At 60.9% G+C, this 23,307-nt stretch carries 21 protein-coding genes, 1 tRNA gene and 2 pseudogenes; 16 read left to right on the top strand and 8 right to left on the bottom strand.

Features of this window, described 5'->3' with window-relative positions; genetic code table 11:
* The first annotated feature begins 187 nt into the window (after positions 1-187).
* From AUR04nite_RS18430 to AUR04nite_RS11460, 7 genes and pseudogenes are all read left to right on the top strand, one after another.
* Positions 188-1,351, top strand: coding sequence for a resuscitation-promoting factor (locus tag AUR04nite_RS18430; protein ID WP_141365116.1), 1,164 nt, complete (start codon positions 188-190; stop codon positions 1,349-1,351).
* Positions 1,352-1,466: 115 nt separating this feature from the next.
* Positions 1,467-2,348: a 16S rRNA (adenine(1518)-N(6)/adenine(1519)-N(6))-dimethyltransferase RsmA gene (rsmA, locus tag AUR04nite_RS11480; protein ID WP_141365235.1), complete on the top strand. Its 882-nt coding sequence runs from the start codon at positions 1,467-1,469 to the stop codon at positions 2,346-2,348.
* 3 nt (positions 2,349-2,351) lie between these two features.
* The gene (locus AUR04nite_RS11475; RefSeq protein ID WP_141365114.1) at positions 2,352-3,311 is read left to right on the top strand and encodes a 4-(cytidine 5'-diphospho)-2-C-methyl-D-erythritol kinase; all 960 of its coding nucleotides are present in this window, start codon (positions 2,352-2,354) and stop codon (positions 3,309-3,311) included.
* 40 nt (positions 3,312-3,351) lie between these two features.
* Positions 3,352-3,528 (top strand): hypothetical protein, encoded by a 177-nt coding sequence (locus AUR04nite_RS17930; RefSeq protein ID WP_170184190.1) that lies wholly within the window; start codon positions 3,352-3,354, stop codon positions 3,526-3,528.
* 56 nt (positions 3,529-3,584) lie between these two features.
* Entirely contained in the window at positions 3,585-4,139 is a 555-nt protein-coding gene (locus AUR04nite_RS11470) for a GNAT family N-acetyltransferase (RefSeq protein WP_141365112.1), read from the top strand.
* Positions 4,140-4,184: 45 nt separating this feature from the next.
* The gene (locus AUR04nite_RS11465) at positions 4,185-4,682 is read left to right on the top strand and encodes a GNAT family N-acetyltransferase (protein WP_141365110.1); all 498 of its coding nucleotides are present in this window, start codon (positions 4,185-4,187) and stop codon (positions 4,680-4,682) included.
* Positions 4,683-4,709: 27 nt separating this feature from the next.
* A pseudogene (locus AUR04nite_RS11460) lies at positions 4,710-5,733 on the top strand (LLM class flavin-dependent oxidoreductase).
* Between the two features lie 70 nt (positions 5,734-5,803).
* On the opposite strand, the gene AUR04nite_RS11455 reads toward AUR04nite_RS11460, so the two are convergent.
* Entirely contained in the window at positions 5,804-6,259 is a 456-nt protein-coding gene (locus AUR04nite_RS11455; RefSeq protein ID WP_141365108.1) for a DUF7832 domain-containing protein, read from the bottom strand.
* A gap of 96 nt (positions 6,260-6,355) precedes the next feature.
* Positions 6,356-8,149, bottom strand: a complete 1,794-nt coding sequence (locus AUR04nite_RS11450) for an ABC-F family ATP-binding cassette domain-containing protein (protein ID WP_141365106.1) — start codon at positions 8,147-8,149, stop codon at positions 6,356-6,358.
* Between the two features lie 167 nt (positions 8,150-8,316).
* On the opposite strand from AUR04nite_RS11450, the gene AUR04nite_RS11445 reads away from it, so the two are divergent.
* The 3 genes from AUR04nite_RS11445 to AUR04nite_RS11435 all read left to right on the top strand — a co-directional run bounded on the left by AUR04nite_RS11445 (position 8,317) and on the right by AUR04nite_RS11435 (position 11,024).
* Positions 8,317-8,391, top strand: a tRNA-Gln gene (locus AUR04nite_RS11445).
* A gap of 130 nt (positions 8,392-8,521) precedes the next feature.
* Positions 8,522-9,976, top strand: a complete 1,455-nt coding sequence (gene glmU, locus AUR04nite_RS11440; protein ID WP_141365104.1) for a bifunctional UDP-N-acetylglucosamine diphosphorylase/glucosamine-1-phosphate N-acetyltransferase GlmU — start codon at positions 8,522-8,524, stop codon at positions 9,974-9,976.
* A 67-nt stretch (positions 9,977-10,043) separates the two neighbouring features.
* On the top strand, positions 10,044-11,024 hold the full coding sequence (locus AUR04nite_RS11435; RefSeq protein WP_141365102.1) for a ribose-phosphate diphosphokinase: 981 nt from the start codon (positions 10,044-10,046) through the stop codon (positions 11,022-11,024).
* 68 nt (positions 11,025-11,092) lie between these two features.
* On the opposite strand, the gene AUR04nite_RS11430 is transcribed toward AUR04nite_RS11435, so the two are convergent.
* Positions 11,093-11,689, bottom strand: a complete 597-nt coding sequence (locus tag AUR04nite_RS11430; RefSeq protein WP_141365100.1) for a shikimate kinase — start codon at positions 11,687-11,689, stop codon at positions 11,093-11,095.
* 59 nt (positions 11,690-11,748) lie between these two features.
* Here AUR04nite_RS11430 and AUR04nite_RS11425 point away from each other — a divergent pair, with 59 nt between their 5' ends.
* The 5 genes and pseudogenes from AUR04nite_RS11425 to sufU all read left to right on the top strand — a co-directional run bounded on the left by AUR04nite_RS11425 (position 11,749) and on the right by sufU (position 15,290).
* Entirely contained in the window at positions 11,749-12,243 is a 495-nt protein-coding gene (locus tag AUR04nite_RS11425; protein WP_141365098.1) for a hypothetical protein, read from the top strand.
* Positions 12,244-12,447: 204 nt separating this feature from the next.
* Positions 12,448-12,723: pseudogene (locus tag AUR04nite_RS11420) on the top strand (50S ribosomal protein L25); the annotation flags it as partial.
* A gap of 42 nt (positions 12,724-12,765) precedes the next feature.
* Positions 12,766-13,347 (top strand): aminoacyl-tRNA hydrolase, encoded by a 582-nt coding sequence (pth, locus tag AUR04nite_RS11415; RefSeq protein ID WP_141365093.1) that lies wholly within the window; start codon positions 12,766-12,768, stop codon positions 13,345-13,347.
* A 203-nt stretch (positions 13,348-13,550) separates the two neighbouring features.
* Complete coding sequence (locus AUR04nite_RS11410; protein ID WP_141365091.1) at positions 13,551-14,843, top strand: SufS family cysteine desulfurase; 1,293 nt, start codon at positions 13,551-13,553, stop codon at positions 14,841-14,843.
* Entirely contained in the window at positions 14,844-15,290 is a 447-nt protein-coding gene (sufU, locus tag AUR04nite_RS11405) for a Fe-S cluster assembly sulfur transfer protein SufU (RefSeq protein ID WP_141365089.1), read from the top strand.
* A gap of 96 nt (positions 15,291-15,386) precedes the next feature.
* Here the strand turns inward: sufU and AUR04nite_RS11400 are convergent, their stop codons facing one another.
* From AUR04nite_RS11400 to AUR04nite_RS11390, 3 genes are all read right to left on the bottom strand, one after another.
* Entirely contained in the window at positions 15,387-15,809 is a 423-nt protein-coding gene (locus AUR04nite_RS11400) for a hypothetical protein (protein ID WP_141365087.1), read from the bottom strand.
* A gap of 28 nt (positions 15,810-15,837) precedes the next feature.
* On the bottom strand, positions 15,838-17,187 hold the full coding sequence (gene nhaA / locus AUR04nite_RS11395; protein WP_141365085.1) for a Na+/H+ antiporter NhaA: 1,350 nt from the start codon (positions 17,185-17,187) through the stop codon (positions 15,838-15,840).
* A 175-nt stretch (positions 17,188-17,362) separates the two neighbouring features.
* Positions 17,363-17,857: a DUF2505 domain-containing protein gene (locus tag AUR04nite_RS11390; protein WP_141365083.1), complete on the bottom strand. Its 495-nt coding sequence runs from the start codon at positions 17,855-17,857 to the stop codon at positions 17,363-17,365.
* A gap of 246 nt (positions 17,858-18,103) precedes the next feature.
* On the opposite strand from AUR04nite_RS11390, the gene mfd reads away from it, so the two are divergent.
* Entirely contained in the window at positions 18,104-21,721 is a 3,618-nt protein-coding gene (gene mfd, locus AUR04nite_RS11385) for a transcription-repair coupling factor (protein ID WP_141365081.1), read from the top strand.
* Here mfd and AUR04nite_RS11380 read toward each other — a convergent pair.
* Positions 21,718-22,197, bottom strand: a complete 480-nt coding sequence (locus AUR04nite_RS11380) for a tetratricopeptide repeat protein (protein ID WP_170184189.1) — start codon at positions 22,195-22,197, stop codon at positions 21,718-21,720. The two genes, mfd and AUR04nite_RS11380, sit on opposite strands and share 4 nt — an antisense overlap.
* Positions 22,198-22,250: 53 nt before the next feature.
* On the bottom strand, positions 22,251-23,294 hold the full coding sequence (locus AUR04nite_RS11375; RefSeq protein ID WP_141365077.1) for an NAD(P)-dependent alcohol dehydrogenase: 1,044 nt from the start codon (positions 23,292-23,294) through the stop codon (positions 22,251-22,253).
* Between the last annotated feature and the right edge of the window lie 13 nt (positions 23,295-23,307).

The following is a 23,307-nucleotide window of genomic DNA, read 5'->3' as shown; positions in this document are numbered from 1 at the left end:
GCGTTGTTCAACGAGCCTAATTTCGGGTGTTGACGGACAAAACGCAGCCTGATCCTGGCGCACCAAGCATTTGGGAAACACGGCGAAGAAACTGAACGATAGACAAGCGGCACCGCTGCCGGATTGAACAGCTTGTACTGGTTTATCCACCAGGGTTCAATCTACAAACGATGGGGATCTCACTACCGTGACTCACTTGCTCAAGAATCGCTGGGCCAAATATCTGGTCCAGGCGCTTGCCGTGGCGTTGGTTATTGCCGGCACCGTCTTCTACATTGCCGGACAGAAATCCGTCACGATCTCGGTCGACGGCGAAAGCCGGGTAGTTTCCACCCGCGCCGACACCGTTTCCGCAGTTCTTGAACAGCAGGACATCGCCCTGGACGAGCGTGATGAGATCTCCGCAGATCCAAGCTCCGATGTGGTGAACAACCAGACCATCGACATCAAGCGCAACAAGTCGATCCAGGTGACCTTGGATGGCACCGACCGCGTAGTGCACACCACCGGCATGACCGTGGCCGATCTGGTTGACGAGCTGAACCTTGAAGAAGGCTCCGAAGTTTCGCTGGACGAGTCCAAGGACCTGTCCACCGTCAGCAACGACATCGAGATCATCACTCCCAAAGACGTGACCCTGGTCGTCGACAAGAAGAAGACCAAGGTCGCCACCACCGCGCAGAGCGTCAAGGAACTGCTCGACGAGCAGAAGATTTCCCTGGGCGGCGATGACGAGGTCAACGTCAAGCTGGACAAGGACACCGAGAAGGACGTCGAGACCAGCACCAAGATCGCCAATGGCCAGCAGATCGAGGTCATCAAGGTCAGCATCAAGACCTGGGATGAAACCCGGGACATCAAGTTTGAGACCAAGAAGGTCAAGGACAAGAAGCTTGAAAAGGGCAAGACCGAGGTCGAGACCAAGGGCGAAAAGGGCGAGCGCGAGCTGACCCTGCGCCAGGAAACCCGCAACGGCGAAAAGGGCGAGGAAGAAGTCCTGAAATCGAAGGTGACCAAGGAACCGGTCGCCGAAGTCATCAAGGTCGGCACCAAGGTGGAGAAGAAGGAATCCTCTTCTTCGAAGTCCTCCAGCAAGTCTGACAACACCACCGTCTCCGGCGTATGGAATGCCATCGCCAAGTGCGAGTCCGGCGGCAACTGGTCGATCAACACCGGCAACGGCTACTATGGCGGCCTGCAGTTCAACCTCGGCACCTGGCGCGCCTACGGCGGCTCCGGCCTGCCAAGCGATGCATCCAAGGCAGAACAGGTGCGCATCGCCAAGAAGGTTCAGAAGGCACAGGGCTGGGGCGCATGGCCAGCCTGCACCAGCAAGCTGGGTCTGCGCTAAGCCTTCAGGGCTTGGCCGGAATTCAAAACTTACTGCGCGGCGCGCTCACCATCACGGTGGGTGCGCCGCGTTTTTCTCTTGAGAAGAATTTGGCTGAACTAGAATTGGATTTGTGATGTCTAAGGAATCTTTACCACTGCTTTCAGCCACCGATATTCGCCGGCTGGCCGATGAGCTAGGAATCCGGCCTACCAAGACGCTGGGCCAGAATTTTGTGATCGACGGAAACACCATCCGTCGCATCATTGCTTCTGCCGACGTTTCTCCCGAAGAGACGGTGCTGGAAGTTGGTCCGGGCCTCGGCTCGCTGACCCTTGGCATCATGGACGCGGCCGCCAAGGTGGTTGCGGTAGAAATCGATCCGCCGCTGGCCAAGCGCTTGCCCCAGACCATGGCGGAGTTCCGCCCGGGGCGCGAAGACGACCTCACGGTGATCCTCAGCGACGCCATGAAGGTTACCGAACTTCCCGGCGAGCCCACTGCCCTGGTGGCGAACCTTCCCTACAACGTAGCGGTGCCGGTGGTGCTGCATCTGCTGGAGCATTTCCCCTCGATCCGGCACGGACTGGTCATGGTCCAGGACGAGGTCGCAGACCGGATGAGCGCCACCCCGGGCAATAAGATCTACGGCGTGCCCTCGGTCAAGGGTGCATGGTACGGCACCATGCGCAAGGCGGGGGTGATTGGCATGAACGTGTTCTGGCCCGCCCCGAAGATCCATTCCGGTCTGGTCTCCTTCACCCGCGACAAAGACCGCAGCGAGACACCTGACCGCAAGGACGTGTTCGCGATCATCGATGCAGCCTTCGCCCAGCGCCGCAAGACCCTGCGCGCCGCTCTGTCCTCCTGGGCAGGTTCGGGGGCCCGCGCGGAGCAGATCCTGGTGGCCGCCGGAATCGATCCGAAGGAACGTGGCGAAAAGCTTGATATCGACGCCTACATCGCCATTGCCAAGGCCGCCGAACAGGTCCCGGCCGAAGCGAAGACCGAAGGGTAGCCAGTGCTAAAGCAACGAGTCATCGCCACAGCCCCGGGCAAGATCAACGTGTACTTCAGGGTCGGCCCTCCGCGCGAGGACGGATATCACGAAGTCGCGAGCCTCTACGTTGCGGTGTCGCTGCTCGAACAGATCGAAGCGACGCTGCGCCATGATTCAGAACTCCAGCTGAGCCTCGAACCAGGCTCTACGGTGGTCTCGGACCCGGAGAACTTCCCGTTGGGCGAAGCCAACCTGGTGTACAAGGCCGCGCAACTGCTGCGCGAGCACACCGGATGCACGCTGGGGGCAAACCTGCACATCACCAAGCGCGTGCCGATTGCCGGCGGCATGGGCGGAGGCTCGGCCGACGCGGCGGCGGCGCTGGTCGCCTGCAATGAGCTGTGGCAGACGGGGCTGGACCGCGAAGAACTAGGCCGCCTGGGCGCGCGCCTGGGAGCGGATGTTCCTTTCGCCCTGATGGGCGGGGCTGCCATCGGGTTGGGCGTGGGAGACCAGCTGGCACCGCTGCTGACCCGCGCCAAAACCCACTGGGTGCTGATTCCTGCCAGCTACGGGCTGTCCACCCCACGCGTCTATGCGATGCTGGACCGCCTGCGAGCCGGCCAAGAACTCGAGGTGCCGCAGGAAGTCGACCCCGAGGTGATCAAGGCCCTCATGGAATCTGATGCCCAGGCACTCTCGCAGGTTCTGATCAATGACCTGACGCAGGCGTCCCTGGCCCTGGCCCCGGAGCTGGGCACGGTGCGGGATCTTGCCGAGGGAGCAGGCGCCCTGCGCGCGATGGTGTCCGGCTCGGGCCCCACCCTTGCCCTGCTGGTGGAAGACGCCGAGCACGCAGAGCAGGTGATGGCGCAGCTGGGCGACGAGGTCGGGGTGGCAACCCTTGCTGTCAGCGCCCCGGCTCCTGGTGCACGGGTTGTGCTGTCCGAAGACCTCGACGGCGCAGAGGAATCCAGATAAGCCCCTAGCCGCAATCCTCATGGCGGGTTAGGCTCGGGCCATGAGGTATTCGCGAAGCAGCTGGCTTTGGCTCAGCTGCGCTGTGGTTCTATTGATGGGCGGCGCCAGCATCAGTACTTGGCTGCATCTGGGAGCTTTGGGCTGGGGTGCGCAAGGGCTGGGCATCATCGCGCTGATCATCGGGGTCACCAGGGAACGGGTTCGGCGCTCAAGCTAATTGGTGTTTGCCGCCGTCATGGACATCATGTCGGTGAGTTCGAATAGCCTGTGGTGATGCACCAAATTCATACAGCACGCCTGAATGCCTCTATGCCGAGCTCCGCCGACCTGGAGGAGCTGTTTGCGCTGTGCAGCGACGAGCGACTCTGGGCACATCGCCCCAGTTCCCGACATCAGAGTCCGGAGCAGACCAAGACCATGATGGACGCTTGGTGCAACAGCTGGGACGAATGTGGGTTGGGAACGTGGGTCATCCGTGCCCGTGAGGGAGAGAAGCTGATCGGCTACGGCGGCTGCAGCCTCATTGGCGGTTCCTATTGGAACCTCGGTTATCGTTTTGCCGTCGCATCGCAGGGCCAAGGCTTCGCCACCGAAATTGCGCGCGCTGCGGTAGAGCGGGCCCGAGAAAAGCTGCCTGCCGTTCCCGTTGCCGCTTCGATTCTTGAACATAATCCTGCATCGAGCGCGGTGGCACAGAAATTGGGATTCACACTTGCCTATCGTGGGCTGGATGAGGGAAACCCGGACCCGAAGGCCATCCGCCTGATCTATGCCGACCGGGCCTTGAGCTTTGAACAGATTGCCCAGATCGCCGCTCCGAGTCATTAAGCGATTCAGCATCGCCTCGCAGCAGGACATGGCAGAATTTCAGCCATGACTCTTGAAACCTTGGCACATGGCACCACCGGTTATTTTTTGCGCAGGGCCGTCGCCGAAGACATCGGAGCCATCATCGAGCTCATGGCCAATGACGCGATCAGGAAAGCCGAGTATCAAGAAGCCGAAACAACTGCTGCCGGCTATCTTGCGGCCTTCCACGCAATCGACTCGGATCCCGCCCACTTCCTGGCCGTCGTTGAGGACGAGCACGGGAAAATCGTGGGCACGATGCAGCTGACGCTTCTTCCCGGCTTGGCGAGGGCCGGCGCCACACGGATGCAGATTGAGGCAGTCAGGGTGGATGAAGAACTTCGCGGTCGGGGAATCGGCTCGGCAATGATCCAATGGGCCGTTGCCGAAGCCAAGCGCAGGGGCGCGGGACTGGTCCAGCTGACCAGCGACAGTGCGCGCACCGAGGCGCATCGCTTCTATGAACGGTTGGGATTCACCGGATCCCACGTGGGATTCAAGATGAGAATCGCCGGGGAATAGTTGTAGCTTCGAGGAAGTTACATGTGTATGAATGAAATCGAATTCGGTGTAGATACCTTCGGCGGCGTAACCAAGGACGAATCGGGGATCCCAGTTGAGCACCCACAAGTCATCCGCGACCTGATCGACGATGCGGTCCTTGCAGACCAGCTGGGCCTTGATTTCTTCGGAATCGGAGAACACCACCGCCCGGACTTCGCGGTGTCGAGCCCCGAAATGGTGCTGGCTTCCATTGCCTCCCTGACCAAGAATATTCGCCTGGGCTCAACCGTGACCGTGCTTAGCTCCGATGACCCGGTACGGGTCTTCCAGCGTTTTGCCACTTTGGATGCAGCTTCCAACGGCCGCGCCGAGATCGTGGCGGGCCGCGGTTCGTTCACCGAATCTTTCCCGCTCTTCGGCTACGACCTGCAGGACTACGAAGTGCTTTTTGAAGAGAAGCTGGACCTGCTGGCCAAGCTGGTCAAGGAGAAGCCGGTGACCTGGGAAGGTAAAACCCGCGCCGGCCTGCGGGCGCAGCGCGTCTTCCCGACCACGGCCAACGGGATCCCCACCTGGGTGGGGGTCGGCGGCAGCCCTGAATCGGTGATCCGTACAGCACGCCACGGGTTCGGGCTGTTCCTGGCGATTATCGGTGGCTCAGCCGAACGCTTCGCCCCGTATATTGACCTGTTCGAGCGGGCGCAGGACCAGTTCGGCGTCCCCCCACAAGCCGGTGGCGGTCCACTCGCCGGGGCTGGTAGCGCCAACCGATGAAGAAGCCCGCGAGCTGGTCCACGACGGCTGGCTGAAAATGCGCACCCGCATGGGGGAGGAGCGCGGCTGGCCGGCTCCGCAGCCAGGCCAATTCGAGCATGAGATCGAGCACGGGGCGCTGTATGTCGGCTCGCCGGAAACCGTGGCGAAGAAGATTGCCGCGACCCTCAAGACGCTGAAGGTGAACCGCTTCGACTTCAAATACGACCAGCCGGTGACCCATGCAGCCCACCAGCAGAGCATCGGACTCTACGGCGAAAAGGTGGTCCCCATGGTCAAGGACATGATCGCCTAGAACTATCGCAGAGGTTTAATCAGCGGGAGGTGGCCAAGTGTGATGGCCACCTTCCATACACGAGTAAATGTTAGGGATTCAAGAACCTGGGCATGTCTGATAGCTCCCAGGAACGGTAGCGCTCAAGGATGATGGGGCTGAGCTTATCGAAGGTCTCCCAAGTATCAGGTACTGAATAAATGTCATTAGCTTGAACGTTGAAGAGATCTAAATAGTCGTCAACATAAAGGGCATCGTCGTTCTTGCCTACGTAATATGCGACTGCAAAAGCATTGCCTAGACTCGAAAGATCATCACTTGAGAATTTTTCGTCGAACAGTTCACGAAGAAAAGCGCCTGGTGTCATCTTGCGTTGATACAGCAGGTCAAGGTCCTCGCCTAGATCTTCGAGAGTTTCCTCTTCAGCCAGATCATGGAGCACACACCATGCTAGAAATATGCCTATATGGGTAGAGGCGGCCTCCGGCCTCAAATCATCAGGGAACGCGCCGCCGTAGTGCCAGCTGGCATCATCATATTTCGTCATGGACTCAGTGTGCCACGTGCCTGTGGGCTCTTTTATGCGACAAAAATAATGCCTCGGAAACAAAAGGATGTTTCCGAGGCATTCATGCAATGAGGCCTAGCCGATGATCTCGGACAGTTCCAGCCAGCGTTCCTCAAGCTGGTCAACCTGCTCCTGCAGCTCGTTCATCTCCGCAGTGAACTTGCCCAAGCCCTCGTAGTCGCTCTGGTCATGGGCCGCCATCTTCTCGTGGATCTTGGCGATCTTGTCGTTCAGCTGGCCGACCTTGCGCTCGTTGGCATTCATTTCTTTCTGCGCTGCGCGGATCTCCGCACCCGAGGGCCCGGAAGCTTTCTGAGGGGTCGCTTGGCTCGCAGCATTCGAAGGGTTGGAGCCTGAATTCGATGCCTGGCTGCTGCGCAGCTGCAGGTATTCGTCAACGCCGCCCGGCACGTGGCGGAACTTGCCATCGAGGATCGCATACTGCTGGTCGGTGACGCGCTCCAGCAGGTAGCGGTCGTGGGAGACCACGATCAAGGTTCCAGGCCAAGAATCAAGCAGGTCTTCCAGGGCCGCGAGCATGTCGGTGTCAACGTCGTTGGTCGGCTCATCGAGGATCATGACGTTCGGCTCGTTCATCAAGATCATCAGCAGCTGCAGTCGGCGGCGCTGGCCGCCGGAGAGCTCATTGACCTTGGTGGACAGGTGGGCGGAGGAGAAGCCCAGGCGTTCAAGCAGCTGCGCCGGGGTCAGGTCCTTGCCGTCCACGTTAAACGTGGTGCGGAATCGGCCCAGGACTTCGCGGACCTTGTCCTCGCCGATATGCTCCAGCTCGCGGAACTGCTGGTCAAGCACCGCAAGCTTGACCGTCTGGCCGCGCTTCACCCGTCCGCCGGTCGGCTCGACGGTGCCTGCGATCAGGCCCAGCAGGGTGGACTTGCCGGCACCGTTGGCTCCCAGCAGGCCCGAGCGCTCGCCCGGGCCGATGCGCCAGGTGAAGGGCTTGAGGATCTGCTTGTCGCCAAAGGAAACCTCGGTGTCCAGTAGGTCGATGACGTCCTTGCCCAAGCGGCTGGTGGCCATCTTCTGCAGTTCCAGTGGGTTGCGCACCGGGGGAACATCGGCAATCAGCTGGTTGGCCGCCTCGATGCGGAACTTCGGCTTGGAAGTTCGCGCTGGGGCGCCGCGGCGCAGCCAGGCAAGTTCCTTCTTCATCATGTTCTGGCGCTTGGATTCGGTCACCGCTGCAATGCGGTCGCGTTCAACGCGCTGCAGCACGTAGGCGGCATAGCCGCCTTCGAATGGCTCCACGATGCGGTCGTGGACTTCCCAGGTGGTGGTGCAAACCGCGTCGAGGAACCAGCGGTCGTGGGTGACGACCATCAGGCCACCAGCGTTCTTGGACCAGCGGTTGTTAATATGTTCGGCCAGCCAGGAGATGCCTTCAACGTCAAGGTGGTTGGTGGGCTCGTCCAGGATGATGACATCCCAGTCCTGCACCAGCAGGGCGGCCAGGGCAACGCGGCGGCGCTGGCCGCCGGAGAGCGTTCCCACGGTGGCTTCCCAATCCAGATCTGCAACGAGGCCGGAGATGATGTCGCGGATGCGCGCTTCGCCTGCCCACTCGTGGTCTGCCATGTCTCCGACCACCGAATAGTGGATCGTGGCATTCGAATCCAAGGTATCGGACTGGTCAAGCACGCCGACGCGCAGGCCGTTGCGCTTGGTGACCCGGCCCGAATTCGGTTCGATCTTGTCCGAAAGCATGCCCAGCAGGGACGATTTGCCTTCGCCGTTGCGACCCACCAGACCGATGCGGTCGCCGTCGGAGATTCCGATGGTAACCGAGTCAAAGACTACGTGGGTGGGATATTCAAGATGCAGGGCTTCGCCCCCGAGTAAATGAGCCACAGTTCTATTTTACGGACCGGTGCAAATCGGTACTTCAACAGGCAAACACCTCAACGGTACAGGTAGGAAAGGAGGCGTCCGTACCCTGCTTCGGCGATTTCGCGCTGACCGGATGAACATGGCAGAATATAGAACGTGTTTGGACGGATCATCCGCTGACCACATTTTCCGCCCTGGTGTAATGGCAACACGCCAGCCTTTGGAGCTGTGCATTCTAGGTTCGAATCCTAGGGGCGGAACCACTTGCCAGCGCCGCCTTGAGCGGCGCTTTCTTTTTGTCTTTATTCGGCTGGGGTACCTGTGGGCGCTAGACTGGGTGATGGGTTTTCTTAATTGTCTAAAACCCTGAATCGACCCGCAGGAGAATACAACTTGAGCGATCAGGTCAACGCACCAGTTGCTGTTATCGTCCTCGCCGCTGGCGCTGGTACGCGAATGAAATCGGCCAAGCCTAAGATTTTGCATGAAATTGCAGGTCGCTCCATGGTTTCCCACGCACTCCACGCCGCTTCGGCGCTTGACCCGCTCAACCTCGTTACGGTTGTCAGGCACCAGCGGGACCTGGTTGCAGAGCATATCCTCTCCCAGTTCCCAGGCATCATCATTGCCGACCAGGACGAAATCCCGGGCACCGGCCGCGCGGTCCAGCAGGGCCTTGACGCCGTAGATCCTGCATTGGAAGGCACCGTTGTAGTGACCTATGGCGATGTGCCATTGCTCACCAGCGAAGTTCTGCTGAACCTGGTCGCAACCCACGAGGCCAACGACAACTCGGTCACGGTATTGACCACCGAGCTTGAAGATCCCACCGGCTACGGCCGCATCCTGCGCGACGAGCACGGCGACGTTGCAGGCATCCGCGAACAGAAGGATGCTTCTGCCCAGGAGCTGGAGATCAAGGAAATCAACTCCGGCATCTACGCCTTCGACGCACAGCTGCTGCGCTCGGCGCTGCTGGAAGTCACCACCGAAAACGCCCAGGGCGAAATGTACCTGACCGACGTGCTGGCCATTGCCCGCGCCAAGGGCGGCCGCGTTGCTTCCAAGCAGATTGCCGACCGTTGGCAGATCGAAGGCGCGAACGACCGCGTGCAGATCTCCAACCTGGCCCGCATCTACAACCAGCGCAAGAACGAATTCTGGATGCGCCAGGGCGTGACCATCGTGGATCCCGCAACCACCTGGATCGATGCGGACGTGATGATCGGCCAGGACGCCACCATCAAGCCGGGCACCCAGCTGCACGGCGAAACCCTGATCGGTTCCAACGCCGTGATCGGCCCGGACTCGACCTTGACCAATGTGCGGGTCGGCAAGGGTGCCACCGTCAAACGCACCGATGCCACCGATTCGCGCATCGCCGACAATGCCACTGTCGGCCCGTTCACTTACCTGCGGCCGGGCACGGACCTGGGCGCGGACGGCAAGATCGGCGCCTTCTACGAAACCAAGAACGTGACCATCGGTCGCGGCACCAAGCTCTCGCACCTCGGCTACGCCGGGGATGCTGAAATCGGTGAGTACACCAACATCGGGTGTGGCAACATCACCGCAAACTACGACGGCGTGAACAAGCACCGCACCAAGATCGGTTCGCATGTCCGCACCAGCTCCAACACGGTCTTCGTGGCTCCGGTGGAAATCGGGGACGGCGCCTACACCGGCGCCGGAGCAGTCGTCCGCAAAAACGTCCCGGCCGGTGCCTTGGCACTGTCTGTGGCTCCGCAGCGCAATACCGAGGGATGGACGCTTGAAAAGCGCCCGGGCACCTCTTCGGCAGACGCAGCATTCAAATCCTCACTGAACTCCTCGACTTCCGAGAAGTAAAGCCACGGATTTTTATTTCCTCAGAACACCTCATACGTGATAGCGAAGCGAGCGAGAAAGCATAACAATGAGTGAAATCCGCCATAACGTCGACAAAGAGCTGGTACTTGCCAGCGGACGTGCGCACCCGGAACTAGCCGCAGAAGTAGCAAAAGAGCTTGGCATCGAGCTGCTGCCGCTGAACGCCTACGACTTCGCCAACGGCGAGATCTACGTGCGTTCGGATGAATCGGTCCGCGGTAAGGATGTCTTCCTGCTGCAGTCCTACCCGGCTCCTTTGAACAACTGGCTGATGGAACAGCTGATCATGATCGATTCGATGAAGCGCGCCTCGGCACGCCGCATCACCGTCGTGGCTCCGTTCTACCCCTACGCACGCCAGGACAAGAAGGGCCGCGGCCGCGAGCCGATTTCGGCACGTCTGGTGGCAGACCTCTTCAAGACCGCCGGCGCTGACCGCGTGATCACTACCGATCTGCACACCGCGCAGATCCAGGGCTTCTTCGACGGCCCGGTCGACCACCTGTTCGGCTTCCCGCTGCTGGCTGACTACATCAAGTCCAAGGTGGATGTCTCCGAGGTTACCGTGGTGTCCCCAGATACCGGCCGCGTCCGCGTTGCCGAGCAGTGGGCAGACCGCCTGGGCGGCGCACCGCTGGCCTTCGTGCACAAGTCCCGCGACCTGACCGTGCCTAATCAGGCCGAGTCCAAGACCGTGGTTGGCCAGGTTGAGGGCCGCACCGCGATCCTGATCGACGACATGATCGACACCGGCGGAACCATCGCGGGCGCAGTGCGCGTGCTGAAGGAAGCCGGCGCCAAGGATGTCATCATCGCCGCTACCCACGCAGTATTCTCGGATCCTGCAGCTCAGCGCCTGGCTGACTGCGGCGCCCGCGAGGTTGTTGTCACCAACACCCTGCCAATCCCAGAAGAGAAGCGCTTCGAGAACCTCACCGTTCTGTCGATCGCCCCGATGCTCGCCCGCGCGATCTCCGAGGTCTTCCACGACGGTTCGGTCACGAACCTCTTCGACGGCCGCGCCTAGCAGCCCTCGTTTCGCAACGCCTGACGGCCGGCACCATTGATGGTGCCGGCCGTCAGGTCGTTAACTGCTCAAGAATCATATGGTGGCGCTGACGCCAGGTGCAGCTCGGCGAGCAGCCGCTGGGCGGATTGAAGCGGGGAATCGCCGTCGGTGTGCAGCGTGGTGGTCGCAAGTCGCCTGGCCAACGGGTCATCAAGCCACTGCGCGAGAAAATCATGGGACTCCCGAATCCAATCAGTATTCTTGGAAGCGACAGACCGATTGCGCAGGATCTGCAGCGATTTTGCGCGGTCTTCGCAGGGCTCGACAAAGACGACGTGCGCAACTTGTCTCAGCGCCTCGGCGACCTGATGCGCATACTGCGCCTGGGAAAAAGAGGAATGGCCGGCGCCGAAGGCAATGACGGCATTGTTGAAGTCCGTGAGAGCCCTCGAAACAGCGTGAGCCCGGGCAACTTCCCATTCACGCTCGGCTGCCACACGGCCGACCAGTTCAATGCGCTCCACCAAGCGCGGGATGCTCCATCCAACCTCCTCGTAGTAGGGGGCGCTGACCTCGTCGAGATCCACGAACTGAACCTCAAGCTCGTCCGCCAAGATTTTTCCGAGTGTCGACTTTCCGCTGGCGGCCGGTCCAATGAGAACGAGATTCGCTTCAAGTGTCATAGATTGAGTCTTGCACGAAACGATGATCACGATTGGCGGGGACAATTCTCTTGCGACCGATGGAAGTGGAAATTGGCGGCCTGACCGTTGATGAGCTCAAGCTGCGTTTAAGCTCGGCTGGGGTCCAGCTCAATGACTATGCCCAGTTGCTGATGCGGCATCCACTCTTTGAGCGGGCTAGCGACCCGAAGAAAATAACCGTGCGCAGCTACAGCGTCGAGGAGCTGGGGGTGCGCACTGCGGCAACTCTGCCACGCATTTACGAGCAAGCCCAAGGCATGGGATTGGAACTGTGCCCTGCAGTGACCGGTCCATACCTGCGCTTGGCTTTCATGGGGCAGGAGTCGTCGAGCAATTCGATTCTGAGCGCCGGCAGGAAGCCTGCCGATTCATTGACCATTGCCTCGCCGAGCCTTGGCGATGACAGCTACCCCAAGGGGTTCTATTTGCGGGCAGTGGACTCAGTGCCTTGGCTGCGGGGATATCGCTGCGACGATGCGTATGAATTCTCTGCGGAGGACAGGTTCATATTCCAAGCACCAATACTGGAATGACGGTAGAAGTGGCATTCGCTACAGATTTTTTCCTCAAGCAGTGCAACTGGTAGAATTGTTCACTGTGCCCAGGCGAGGGAATCACTAGCGATGGTGGATCCGTTATCGACAAGGCCGGAAAAGCTCTTTCATCTCCTAGATGTTGGATGCTTCCCGAGTCCACGCAAGGGCGTAAGAAGAAGCATCCATTTCCTAAGGAGAATTATCATGGCATCAGTCAACCTTGACGCAGTAGTACGCACCGACTTCGGTAAGGGTGCATCCCGCCAGGCTCGCCGTGCAGGCCAGATCCCAGCAGTTGTTTACGGTGCAGGCTCCGAGCCACAGCACGTTCTGCTGCCAGCTCAGGAAACCACCCTGGCTGTTCGCGACCGCAGCGTTGAGCTGGTTCTGAACATCGACGGCAAGGAAGTTAAGACCACCGTCAAGGACATCCAGATCCACGCTCTGCACCGCACCGTTGATCACCTGGACCTGCTGGTCGCTGCCTAAGCTTAGCGATAAGGCATTTAGCTAAGCATCATGAGTAGTGACACTTGGCTGGTAGCCGGGCTCGGGAATCCCGGGCCCGGCTACGCTGGCAATAGGCACAATATCGGGCAGATGGTCTTGGACGAGCTTGCCCAGCGGGCAGGCTCAAAGTTCAAGACGCACTCGTCCCGTGCGCAGATTATCCAGGGGCGACTGGGCGTCGGCGGGCCGCGCGTAGTTCTGGCGAAACCAATGACCTACATGAACCTTTCCGGTGGGCCCGTGGCAAACCTGGCGAAGTTCTTCAACATTGGTCTGGAAAATCTCATCGTTGTCCATGACGAGATCGACATCCCCTTTGACACCATCAAGCTCAAACGCGGTGGGGGAGAAGGCGGCCACAACGGCTTGCGGGATATTTCCAAGGCCATGGGCTCCAAAGACTACCTGCGGGTTCGCACGGGAGTCGGACGTCCTCCGGGCCGGATGGACACCGCCGACTGGGTTCTGCAAGACTTCTCCAAGACGGAAAAGCAGGCGCTGCCGTTCTTGATCGACAACGCCGCCGACGCGGTGGAGCTGCTCATGTCTCACGGACTTGAAGCAGCCCAGGGAAAATTTCACACTGCCTAGACTTTAAACGCTCCAGAATCCAATTCTGGGGCGTTTTTCGTCATCGCTGAGGCGTTGCTTACTAAGGACAAACTTAGGTGTTTTCTTGGAACCACAGTGGAATAATTACCTAATGTACCCATTGCCTAATCGGGTTTTCGCCGGGAATCACGGCGGTCTGAGCAGGCAATCACCAACGAACTTTCGGAGGCTCCGTGCATACGATGGCCGGTCAGACTGAAACAGCTCAGGCGCTTACCCCATCAGAGGTTGCCCGCATCAAGGCTGATTTCGAAATTCTTGAACACCAGGTCAACGGAATCGACGTGGTGTACCTGGATTCCGGCGCCACGAGCCAAAAACCGCGTTGCGTCTACGAAGCCGAACAGCATTACTACGAGAACGCCAACGCGGCAGTGCACCGCGGCGCTCACACCCTCGCCGTAGAAGCCACCGAGATCTACGAACAGGCGCGTGAAACCGTAGCCAAGTTCATCGGGGCGAAAACCAATGAGGTCGTGTGGACCTCCAACGCCACCGAAGCGCTGAACCTCATTGCCTACTCCATGTCCAATGCGTCCCTTGGCCGCGGCGGCGAAGAAGCGGCCCGCTTCCGATTGGGCCCCGGCGATGAAATCTTGACCACCGAGCTGGAGCACCACGCCAACCTGATCCCTTGGCAGGAACTTGCCTTCCGCACTGGAGCCACCCTGCGCTATGTCCCGATCGCCGAGGACGGGTCGCTGCGCTATGACCTGATTGATTCGCTGGTCAATGAAAACACCAAGCTGGTGGCCTTCACCCACGTCTCAAACGTTCTGGGCACGATTACCGACACCCAGCGCTTCGTCGACGCTGCGCGCAAGGTCGGTGCACTGACGGTCTTGGACGGCTGCCAGTCGGTGCCGCACCTGCCTATCGACGTGAAGGCATTGGACGTTGATTTCATGGCATTCTCCGGCCATAAGATGCTCGGCCCGACCGGCATCGGCGCATTGTACGGCCGTGAAGAACTGCTCAACGCCATGCCTCCTTTCCTGACCGGCGGATCGATGATCACCGTGGTGGATATGGAGCACGCAGAATTCCTGCCTGCTCCACAGCGTTTTGAAGCCGGCACCCAGCGCATCGCCCAGGTCCATGGCCTGGCTACCGCTGCCAGCTACCTCAGCGAGATCGGCATGGAACACATCGCGGCTTGGGAAGAGCACCTGGGAGCGATGCTCTTTGAAGGGCTGTCCCAGCTGGAAGGCGTTCGTGTCTTCGGGCCTTCGGATGCACCACGCATCGGCACCGTGCCATTCGAAGTCATTGGCGTGCACCCGCACGATGTTGGCCAGTACCTGGATTCACGCGGCATCGCGGTCCGGGTAGGCCATCACTGCGCCCAGCCGCTGCACCGGGCCCTTGGGGTCTCCGCGACAACCCGCGCAAGCACCTACCTCTACAACACGGAAGAAGACATCACGGCATTGATCAAGGCCGTTGCTTCCGTGCGCGAATATTTTGGAGTCTAAATGAACGAACTAGATCAGCTATACCAGCAGGTCATCCTCGACCATTCAAAGCAGCGCATCGGCTCGCCTCTGGTTGAATCGGCGGCAGGCCACCAGCATGGCGAAACTCATCAGCACAACCCGATCTGCGGAGACCAGATCCGAGTCCGGGTTGAACTGGACGGCGACAAGTTCGTGGGCATGAGCTGGGAAGGCGACGGCTGTTCCATTTCCATGGCATCGGCATCGGTGCTGAGCGAAATGATCCCTGAACTGACCAAGGAAGAGTTTGAAGCCAAGAAGGACGCATTCAAGGAAATGATGCGTTCGAAGGGCGCCGTCGCACCGGATGAAGACGTGCTTGAAGACGCCGTAGCCTTTGTCGGGGTCTCGAAGTTCCCGGCCCGCGTTAAGTGCGCGATGCTGGCTTGGGTTGCTGCCGAAGTGGCAATGTTAGAGGCAGTCTAGAAGAGACCTAGAAGCGGCTTTACGACAGACGCGGAGGGCCTTCAACCTTGATGGTTGAAGGCCCTCCGCATCTGTATATTTAGGCTGCTGGAGTTCCTAGCAGCCAAGGCTTCTGAGGACCGCTGCAACTGTCGTATTTTCCAACCAGAAGAACTCTTCCAGTACCAGCAGCAGATCGTCCACCAGCGAATCTGGTGAAGACTCTTCGGTGTCTTGGCGATTCGCAAGCACTGCCGAAACAATATTCGCCATGGCATTGCGCCTCATCGGGCCTGTGAGCGTCTGATTCTGCAGGTCTTTCAGGTAGCGCTCCAGCAATGAGCGCAGCTCCAGGGCGGATACTTCGCCACTCCCGCTGTTTCCTGTTGCCTGCCGCATCTGAAGAACCGCGACTGCCGGATCCGGCAGCGGTTTGCAATCCTCTAAAGTTTCCAGCGTTTTCCTGCGAAACTCTGGGTCTTGATTGTCGGCTTCGACGTAGTCGACGATGCTTCCTATGCCAGGCCGAAAATTCACCATGAACTTCCCCTAATCTAGGCGGACCGCTCTAGTTTCCTTTTTCATCCTGCTGGTAGACATCCGGGATGCCGTCCTTGTTCGCGTCCATGCTCTCGCGCAGCGCCAATTCCCGGTAGCGGCGGTTGCGTGGCACCAGCCACAGTGCACCAAGAACGGCAGCACCGAGGGAACCAGCAAGAATTGCCACCTTGGCATGCTCATAGTGGGCAGACTCAAGTCCGAAGGACAGTTCAGAAACGAGCAGTGATACTGTGAAGCCGATGCCGGCCAGCAGGGTGACGCCGAATAGATCGGACCACTTGGTATCCGGGTCCAATTCCGCCTTGGTGAACTTGGTCAGCACCCAGGTCGACGCCATGATGCCGATCGGCTTGCCGCAGATCAGGCCCAGGACGATGCCCCAGAAGACCGGGTCGGTGAAGAGCGTGGAACCCGAGGATCCGGTGTTGATCACGGTGACGCCGGCTGCGAAGAATGCGAATACAGGGATGCAGAAACCGGAAGACAGCGGGCGGAAGCGGTGTTCGAACTGCTCTGCCAGCCCCTTCTTCGGCAGGCCGTCCTTGCGGCGTACAGGCACGCAGAAACCGAGGACCACGCCGGCAATGGTTGAGTGGATACCGGAGCCGAAGACCATGATCCAGGTGATGATGCCCAGCGGGAGCAGGATGACCCAGGCGGCCCAGGCGTGCTTCTCGAAGAACTTCGGGAAGAACCGGGCCAGGCAGAAGAATAGGGCGATGGGGATCAGCGCCAGTGCCAGATAGCCTAGCTGGAGGTCTTCGGTGAAGACCACAGCGATGATCACGATGGCGATCAGGTCGTCGACGACGGCCAGGGTTAGCAGGAAGATGCGCAGGGCGGCTGGCAGCGCCGAGCCGATCACTGCAAGCACAGCGACGGCGAAGGCAATATCTGTTGCCGTGGGGATCGCCCAGCCCTTGAGCGTTTCGGCGCCGCCGGTCGGGGCGTTGATGGCAACGAAGATTAGCGCGGGAACCAAGACGCCGCCAAAAGCTGCAGTCACGGGTACCAATGCGGTCTTGATGTTGTGCAGGTCGCCGATGACGAATTCCTTCTTCAACTCCAGACCCGTGAGGAAGAAGAAGACTGCCAGCAATGCGTCAGCGGCCCAGTGGCCGAGGGAGAGGTTTAGGTCTACGCCGAAAATCGTCGGCCCGAAGTGGAAATCGCGCAGTTCGAAGTAGGAATCTTTGAGCGGGGTGTTGGCCCAAATCAGCGCCAGCACGGCACCTGCGATGAGGACCAGGCCGCCAACGGTTTCCTTGCGGAGGATGTCGCCGATGCGCAGCGATTCGCTGTAGCTTGGCCGGGAAAATAGTTTCTTCGGTGTACCCGAAGAAGAGTTGTTGCTCATGCTCTGCACTCGCTTACTTCTTTAAATGGACAGTTCACGCCGACCAGACTTCCCGGCACACCAGAGTTCAAGCCTAACGCAAACAGCCCTTCAGATGACGAACGCCCGGAACCGCAACAAAGAATATGAAGCGATTCCGGGCGTGGTCTCAGCGCCTTTCGGGCGCGTCAGGAGACTACTTGCTCAGCCAAGCGGTGACCTGTGAAGCCTGCAGCTTCAGTGCCTTGGCCAGGTACGGCTCTGCAGCGGAAGCCAGCTTGCCGCCGATGAATGGGATCGAGGAAGAAACCTTGCCCTCGATGGCGAAATCGGTGTTGTCGCCCTGGGCAGTTAGGGTTTCGCTGCCGGATACCGAAACTGGAACGCCGCCGACGGTGATCTTCACGTTGGCAGTGCGGCTGCCGGAGGCATCTGGAGCGCTCCACTCTTCAACCTGGGTCACGTCGATGGAGGAACCGACGAACTTGCGGGCAATGTCAGGCACGCGATCGGTTGGCATGGCGCGGACGGTGGTCAGGGTGAAAGCGCCAGCGGTGTCGCCGTCGACGGTGAAGTCCTGGAGGGTGCCGTTGGCCAGCGAAGTCAGGTGCTCAGCGAAGCCGCGGTCTGCCAAGGTGGCAATTACCTGATCTGCCGGGTGAGCGATCTGAGTGCTTGCGTTCAATGCCATGAAAGGTATCCCAATCTAAAAATCAAGGCGGCCCGGGACACGGCAAAAGCCAACCCGGGATAAGGACAGCTTTAAGCCTATCTGGTTCACGGCATTAGGTAGGCTAGGAAGGCATCAAAACAACATATTGGCATTTAGCCGGCCGCGGAATTCATTTGCGGTCGGTGTTCGTGGTGTCATACCGGGACCAGCGCCGCCCAAGGAATGCTGCATCCCACAATCTGCACGAGAGGACACGAAAGCCGCATGAGCCTAGTTGGACTTCATGATTTCCTGCGCGAGGAACCATCCTTCCGACGCATCCGACAAAGTGCAGCACACAGCTATTCTTCACGCAGCGAGGAACTTGAAATCGCTGCCCCGCAGGGCATGCGTTCCATTCTCAGCGCCCACGTCAGTCAGGGGCTTCAGGACGGCAACAACGGAGCTGTCACCCTGATCGTCACCGCGACCGGGCGCGAGGCCGAGGAAGTCTCCTCCTCGCTGAGCGCGTACCTTCCGGCTGAGCAGATTGCTGAGTTCCCCTCCTGGGAGACTCTGCCGCATGAGCGCCTCTCACCGCGTTCGGACACCGTGGGCCGGCGCCTTGAGGTGCTGCGCCGCTTGCATGACGGGGACACCGGACTGAAGGTCATCATCGCCCCAATCCGCGCGGTGCTCCAGCCGCTGGTGGCCGGGCTCGGCGCCCTGCGCCCGGTCAGTCTTGAGCTCGATGCCGAGCCCGGCTTCGACTCGGTGATCAGGGACCTGGCAGCCGCCGCCTACGCCCGCGTGGACATGGTGACCCACCGCGGCGAGTTCGCGGTGCGCGGCGGCATCATCGACGTGTTCCCGCCAACCCTCGAACACCCGGTGCGCATCGACTTCTTCGGGGACCAGATCGATTCCATGCGCTACTTCTCGATCGCCGACCAGCGCTCCCATGAGGGTGCAGGCCCCAAGAGCATCATCGCCACCCCCTGCCGTGAAATGCTCATCACCCCGCAGGTGATGAGCCGCGCGGCCAACCTCAAGGCCAGCTTCCCAGCCGCCGCCGAAATGCTCACCAAGATCGCCGGCGGCATCGCGGTGGAAGGCATGGAGTCCCTGGCTCCGCTCCTGGTGGATGACATGGTGCCGCTGCTCTCGCTGCTGCCTGAATCCTCGATCGCGCTGGTCATGGAGCCCGAGCGCGTCCGAGCCCGCGCCCATGACCTGAACGAAACCAACGCTGAATTCCTTGCCGCCGCCTGGGCCACCGCCTCCGATGGGGGAGCGGCTCCGCTGGATTTGAGCACCGCAGATTCGGCTCGCAAACTTGCCACCGGCGACTTCGCATCGCTGGCGCAGACCGTCGAGCATGCACATGCTGCGAAGGTGTCCTGGTGGGCCATCACCTCCCTGGGCGCCGATGAAGAGCTGGGCCTGGGAGCTGCAACCATCCGGGTTCCGGCCCGCGAACCGCACGGCTACCAGGGCGATATCGAAGGGATGATGGAGTTCATTTCCTCCCGCGTCTCCGACGGCTGGCGCTTGGTGGTGGCCACCGAAGGGCCCGGCCCGGCAGCACGCCTGTCCGAGCTGTTCGCCGAGTTCAAGATCCCGGCGCACCGCGTGGAAGACCTGTCCCAGGCTCCGACCGAGGGGCTGATCGAAATCACCCAGGCGGTGGCGGGCCGCGGCTTCGTCTTCGAGGAGCTGAAGACCGGCCTGCTGACCGAAGCCGATCTGCTGGGCCGCTCCAGCGCCTACCCCAACCGCAAGGGACGCAAGCTCACCGTGAAGCGCAAGCGCAATGCGGTGGACCCGCTGAGCCTGCAGGCTGGCGACTTCATTGTGCACGAGCAGCACGGCATCGGAAAGTTCGTGGAGCTGGTGGCCCGCAAGGTCAACGGCTCGGGCAAGGACGCCAAGCGCGAATACCTGGTCGTCGAATACGCCTCCTCCAAGCGCGGCGCGCCGGGGGACAAGTTGTTCGTCCCCACCGACCAGCTGCACCTGATCACCCGCTATGTGGGCGGCGAGGCGCCGACCCTGTCGAAGATGGGTGGCTCGGACTGGGCTAGCACCAAGTCCAAGGCCCGCAAAGCGGTCAAGGAGATCGCCGGGGATCTGATCAAGCTGTACTCGGCCCGCATGGCAAGCCGAGGCCACGCCTTCGCCACCGACACCCCGTGGCAGCATGAGTTGGAGGAGGCCTTCGCCTTCATCGAGACCCCTGACCAGCTCACCGCGATCAACGAGGTCAAAACGGATATGGAGAAGGAGATCCCGATGGATCGCCTGATCTCCGGCGACGTGGGCTTCGGCAAGACCGAAATTGCCGTGCGCGCGGCGTTCAAGGCGGTGCAGGATTCCAAGCAGGTGGCGGTGCTGGTGCCCACCACGCTGCTTGCCTCCCAGCACTACCAGACCTTCACCGAGCGCTACTCCGGTTTCCCGGTGCGCGTGAAGACCCTGTCCCGCTTCCAGACCGCCAAGGAATCCAAGGAGATCCTCGCCGGCCTGAAGGACGGCTCGGTGGACATCGTGATCGGTACCCACCGCCTGTTGTCCAAGACCGTGGAGTTCAAGAACCTGGGCCTGGTGATCATCGACGAGGAGCAGCGCTTCGGCGTGGAGCACAAGGAAGAGCTCAAGAAGATGCGCACCAATGTGGACGTGCTGGCCATGAGCGCCACCCCGATCCCGCGCACCCTGGAGATGTCCCTGACTGGCATCCGCGAGACCTCCACCTTGGCCACCCCGCCGGAGGAGCGCCACCCGGTGCTCACCTATGTGGGTCCGCGCAGCGACAAGCAGATCAGCGCCGCGATCAAGCGCGAGCTGATGCGCGACGGCCAGGTGTTCTTTGTGCACAACCGCGTCTCCTCCATCGACAAGATCGCCGCCGAGCTGCGCGAACTGGTGCCCGAAGCCCGCGTGGAGGTGGCCCACGGCAAGATGAGCGAATCCCGTCTGGAACGGATCATCCAGGACTTCTGGGAAAAGAAGTTCGACGTGCTGGTCTCCACCACCATCATCGAAACGGGCCTGGACATCTCCAACGCCAACACGCTGATCGTGGATAGGGCGAACAACTACGGCCTGTCCCAGCTGCACCAGCTGCGCGGGCGCGTGGGCCGCGGCCGCGAACGCGCCTACGCCTACTTCCTCTGGGACGCCGAAAAGCCGCTGGGCGAGGTGGCCCTTGAACGCCTGAAGGCAGTGGCTGCCCACAACGAATTGGGCTCCGGCTACCAGCTGGCCATGAAGGACCTTGAACTGCGCGGAGCGGGCAACCTACTCGGCGGCGAACAGTCGGGCCATATCGCCGGTGTGGGCTTCGACCTCTACCTGCGCCTGGTCGGGGAGGCCGTCGCCGACTACAAGGGCGAGGGCGAAGAAGAAGCCACCGAGATGAAGATCGATCTGCCGGTCAACGCGCACCTGCCGCACGACTACGTGCCCGGGGAGCGCCTGCGCCTTGAGGCCTACCGGAATATCGCGGCCGCCGAGACCGATGAGGCGCTCGCCGAGGTCCGCGAGGAGCTTGAGGACCGCTATGGCAAGCCGCCGGCACCGGTCCAGAACCTGCTGCGGGTCGCCGCCCTGCGCATCCGCGCCCGCGCGGTGGGGCTGCATGACATCCAGCAGATCGGCAACAACATCAAGCTGGCGCCAGCCAAGATCGAGGACCTGCCGGCCAGCCGCCAGGTGCGTTTGGAACGGCTCTACCCGGGCTCGGCCAACAAGCCTGCGTTGAATGCGATCTTCGTACCCAAGCCGAAGAGTTCGCCGATCGGCGGACGGGACCTGGCCGATGAGGCGATCTTGGAGTGGGCGGAGAAGCTGATCTACGCGATCTTCGAGCCGACCCCTCCGGCTGCCGAGGGCAAGAACTAGCCGCGTTCTGCCAGGTCCTGGGCATAGCGCTGCACCGGCCGCGAATAGATTTTCATGGCCGGTGCCAGCGCCTGCAGGGCTGTGGCTACCGCTGATTCGGGCTTTCCTGCATCGAGCAGCGCCAGGGCAAGGAATCCCTGAGCGTCGGTGAACAGCGGATCATCGGCGCTGATTTGTCCCAACAGCTTTGCCGCCGCCTGGGGCTGCCCGATATTGCGCAGGCTGCTGCCCAGCTGGATGATCGCTTCGCTGCGCTTGGCCTCGGCCAAGCCCGATTCAAGCGCATGCCGGTAGAGTCCTACCGCTTGGGATTCTTCGCCGAGGTAGTCGTGCAGGCTGGCGCGTTCAAAGAGGACGTTGGCCTCGGGAACATCTGGGCCCAGCAGGATATTGAGCTCTTCGTGCAGCTGCGCCGCGGTTTTTCCCTGCGCCTGGGTCCAGAAGCCGTCAATCGCGGCCTGCCATGAATCCTGCATGTGGTCCTCCAGAGGCTCTGAGCGGTGCAGGAAACTCCTGCACCGCATCCAGCCTAGTTCAGCGTCGCGGTGTCGATGACGAAGCGGTAGCGCACATCCGAGGCGAGCACGCGGTCGTAGGCTTCGTTGATCTGATCAGCGGAGATGACCTCGATGTCCGCGCCCAGATGGTGCTGCGCGCAGAAGTCCAGCATCTGCTGGGTTTCGGCGATGCCTCCGATCATGGACCCGGCGAAGGACCGGCGCCCGCCGATCAGCGCCATGGCGTTCACCGGCAGCGGTTCTGCAGGCGCCCCTACATTGACCATGGCTCCGTCCACGCGCAGCAGGTCCAGGTAGGAGCTGATGTTCAGCGGGGCGCTGACGGTGTTGATGATCAGATCGAAGCTTGAAGCCAGCTTCTCAAAGGTCTCAGGGTCCTTGGTTGCGTAGTAGTGCTGTGCTCCCAGGCGCAAGCCGTCAGCCTGCTTGGACAGCGACTGCGAAAGCACAGTGACTTCGGCGCCCATGGCGGCGGCGATCTTCACCGCCATATGTCCCAGCCCGCCCAGCCCGACGATGGCCACCTTCTTCCCAGGTCCTGCGCCCCAGCGCTGGAGCGGGGAGAAGGTGGTGATGCCGGCGCAGAGCAGCGGGGCGGCGACATCCAAGTCGAGGCCCTCGGGGATCGAGAGCACGAAGTCCTCGGTGACGACCACGTGGGTGCTGTAGCCGCCCTGGGTGATGCTGCCGTCGCGGTCCACGGCTCCGTAGGTCCCGAGCATGCCGTTGCGGCAGTATTGTTCGTCGCCGGCTTCACAGTAGTCGCAGGTGCCGCAGGAATTGACCATGCAGCCGACGCCCACCCGGTCTCCTACCTTGTACTTGGTGACAGCGTTGCCCACTTCGGCGACGATGCCTGCAATTTCGTGGCCCGGCACCAGGGGGTATGACTGCTCTCCCCATTCTCCGCGCACCGTGTGGATGTCGGAGTGGCAGATGCCGGCGAACTTCACGTCGATCAGGACGTCGTGTGCTCCGACGCTGCGGCGCTCGATGTCAATCGGACGCAGGGCTTCGCCCGCGGCTGGGGCTGCATAGGCCTTGGCTAATGTCATTTTTTATTCCTTT

It is taken from the genome of Glutamicibacter uratoxydans (assembly GCF_006539925.1).
Lineage (GTDB): Bacteria > Actinomycetota > Actinomycetes > Actinomycetales > Micrococcaceae > Glutamicibacter > Glutamicibacter uratoxydans.
Note: the sequence above shows the minus strand (reverse complement) of the source record. Positions and strands in the feature narration are given on the sequence as shown.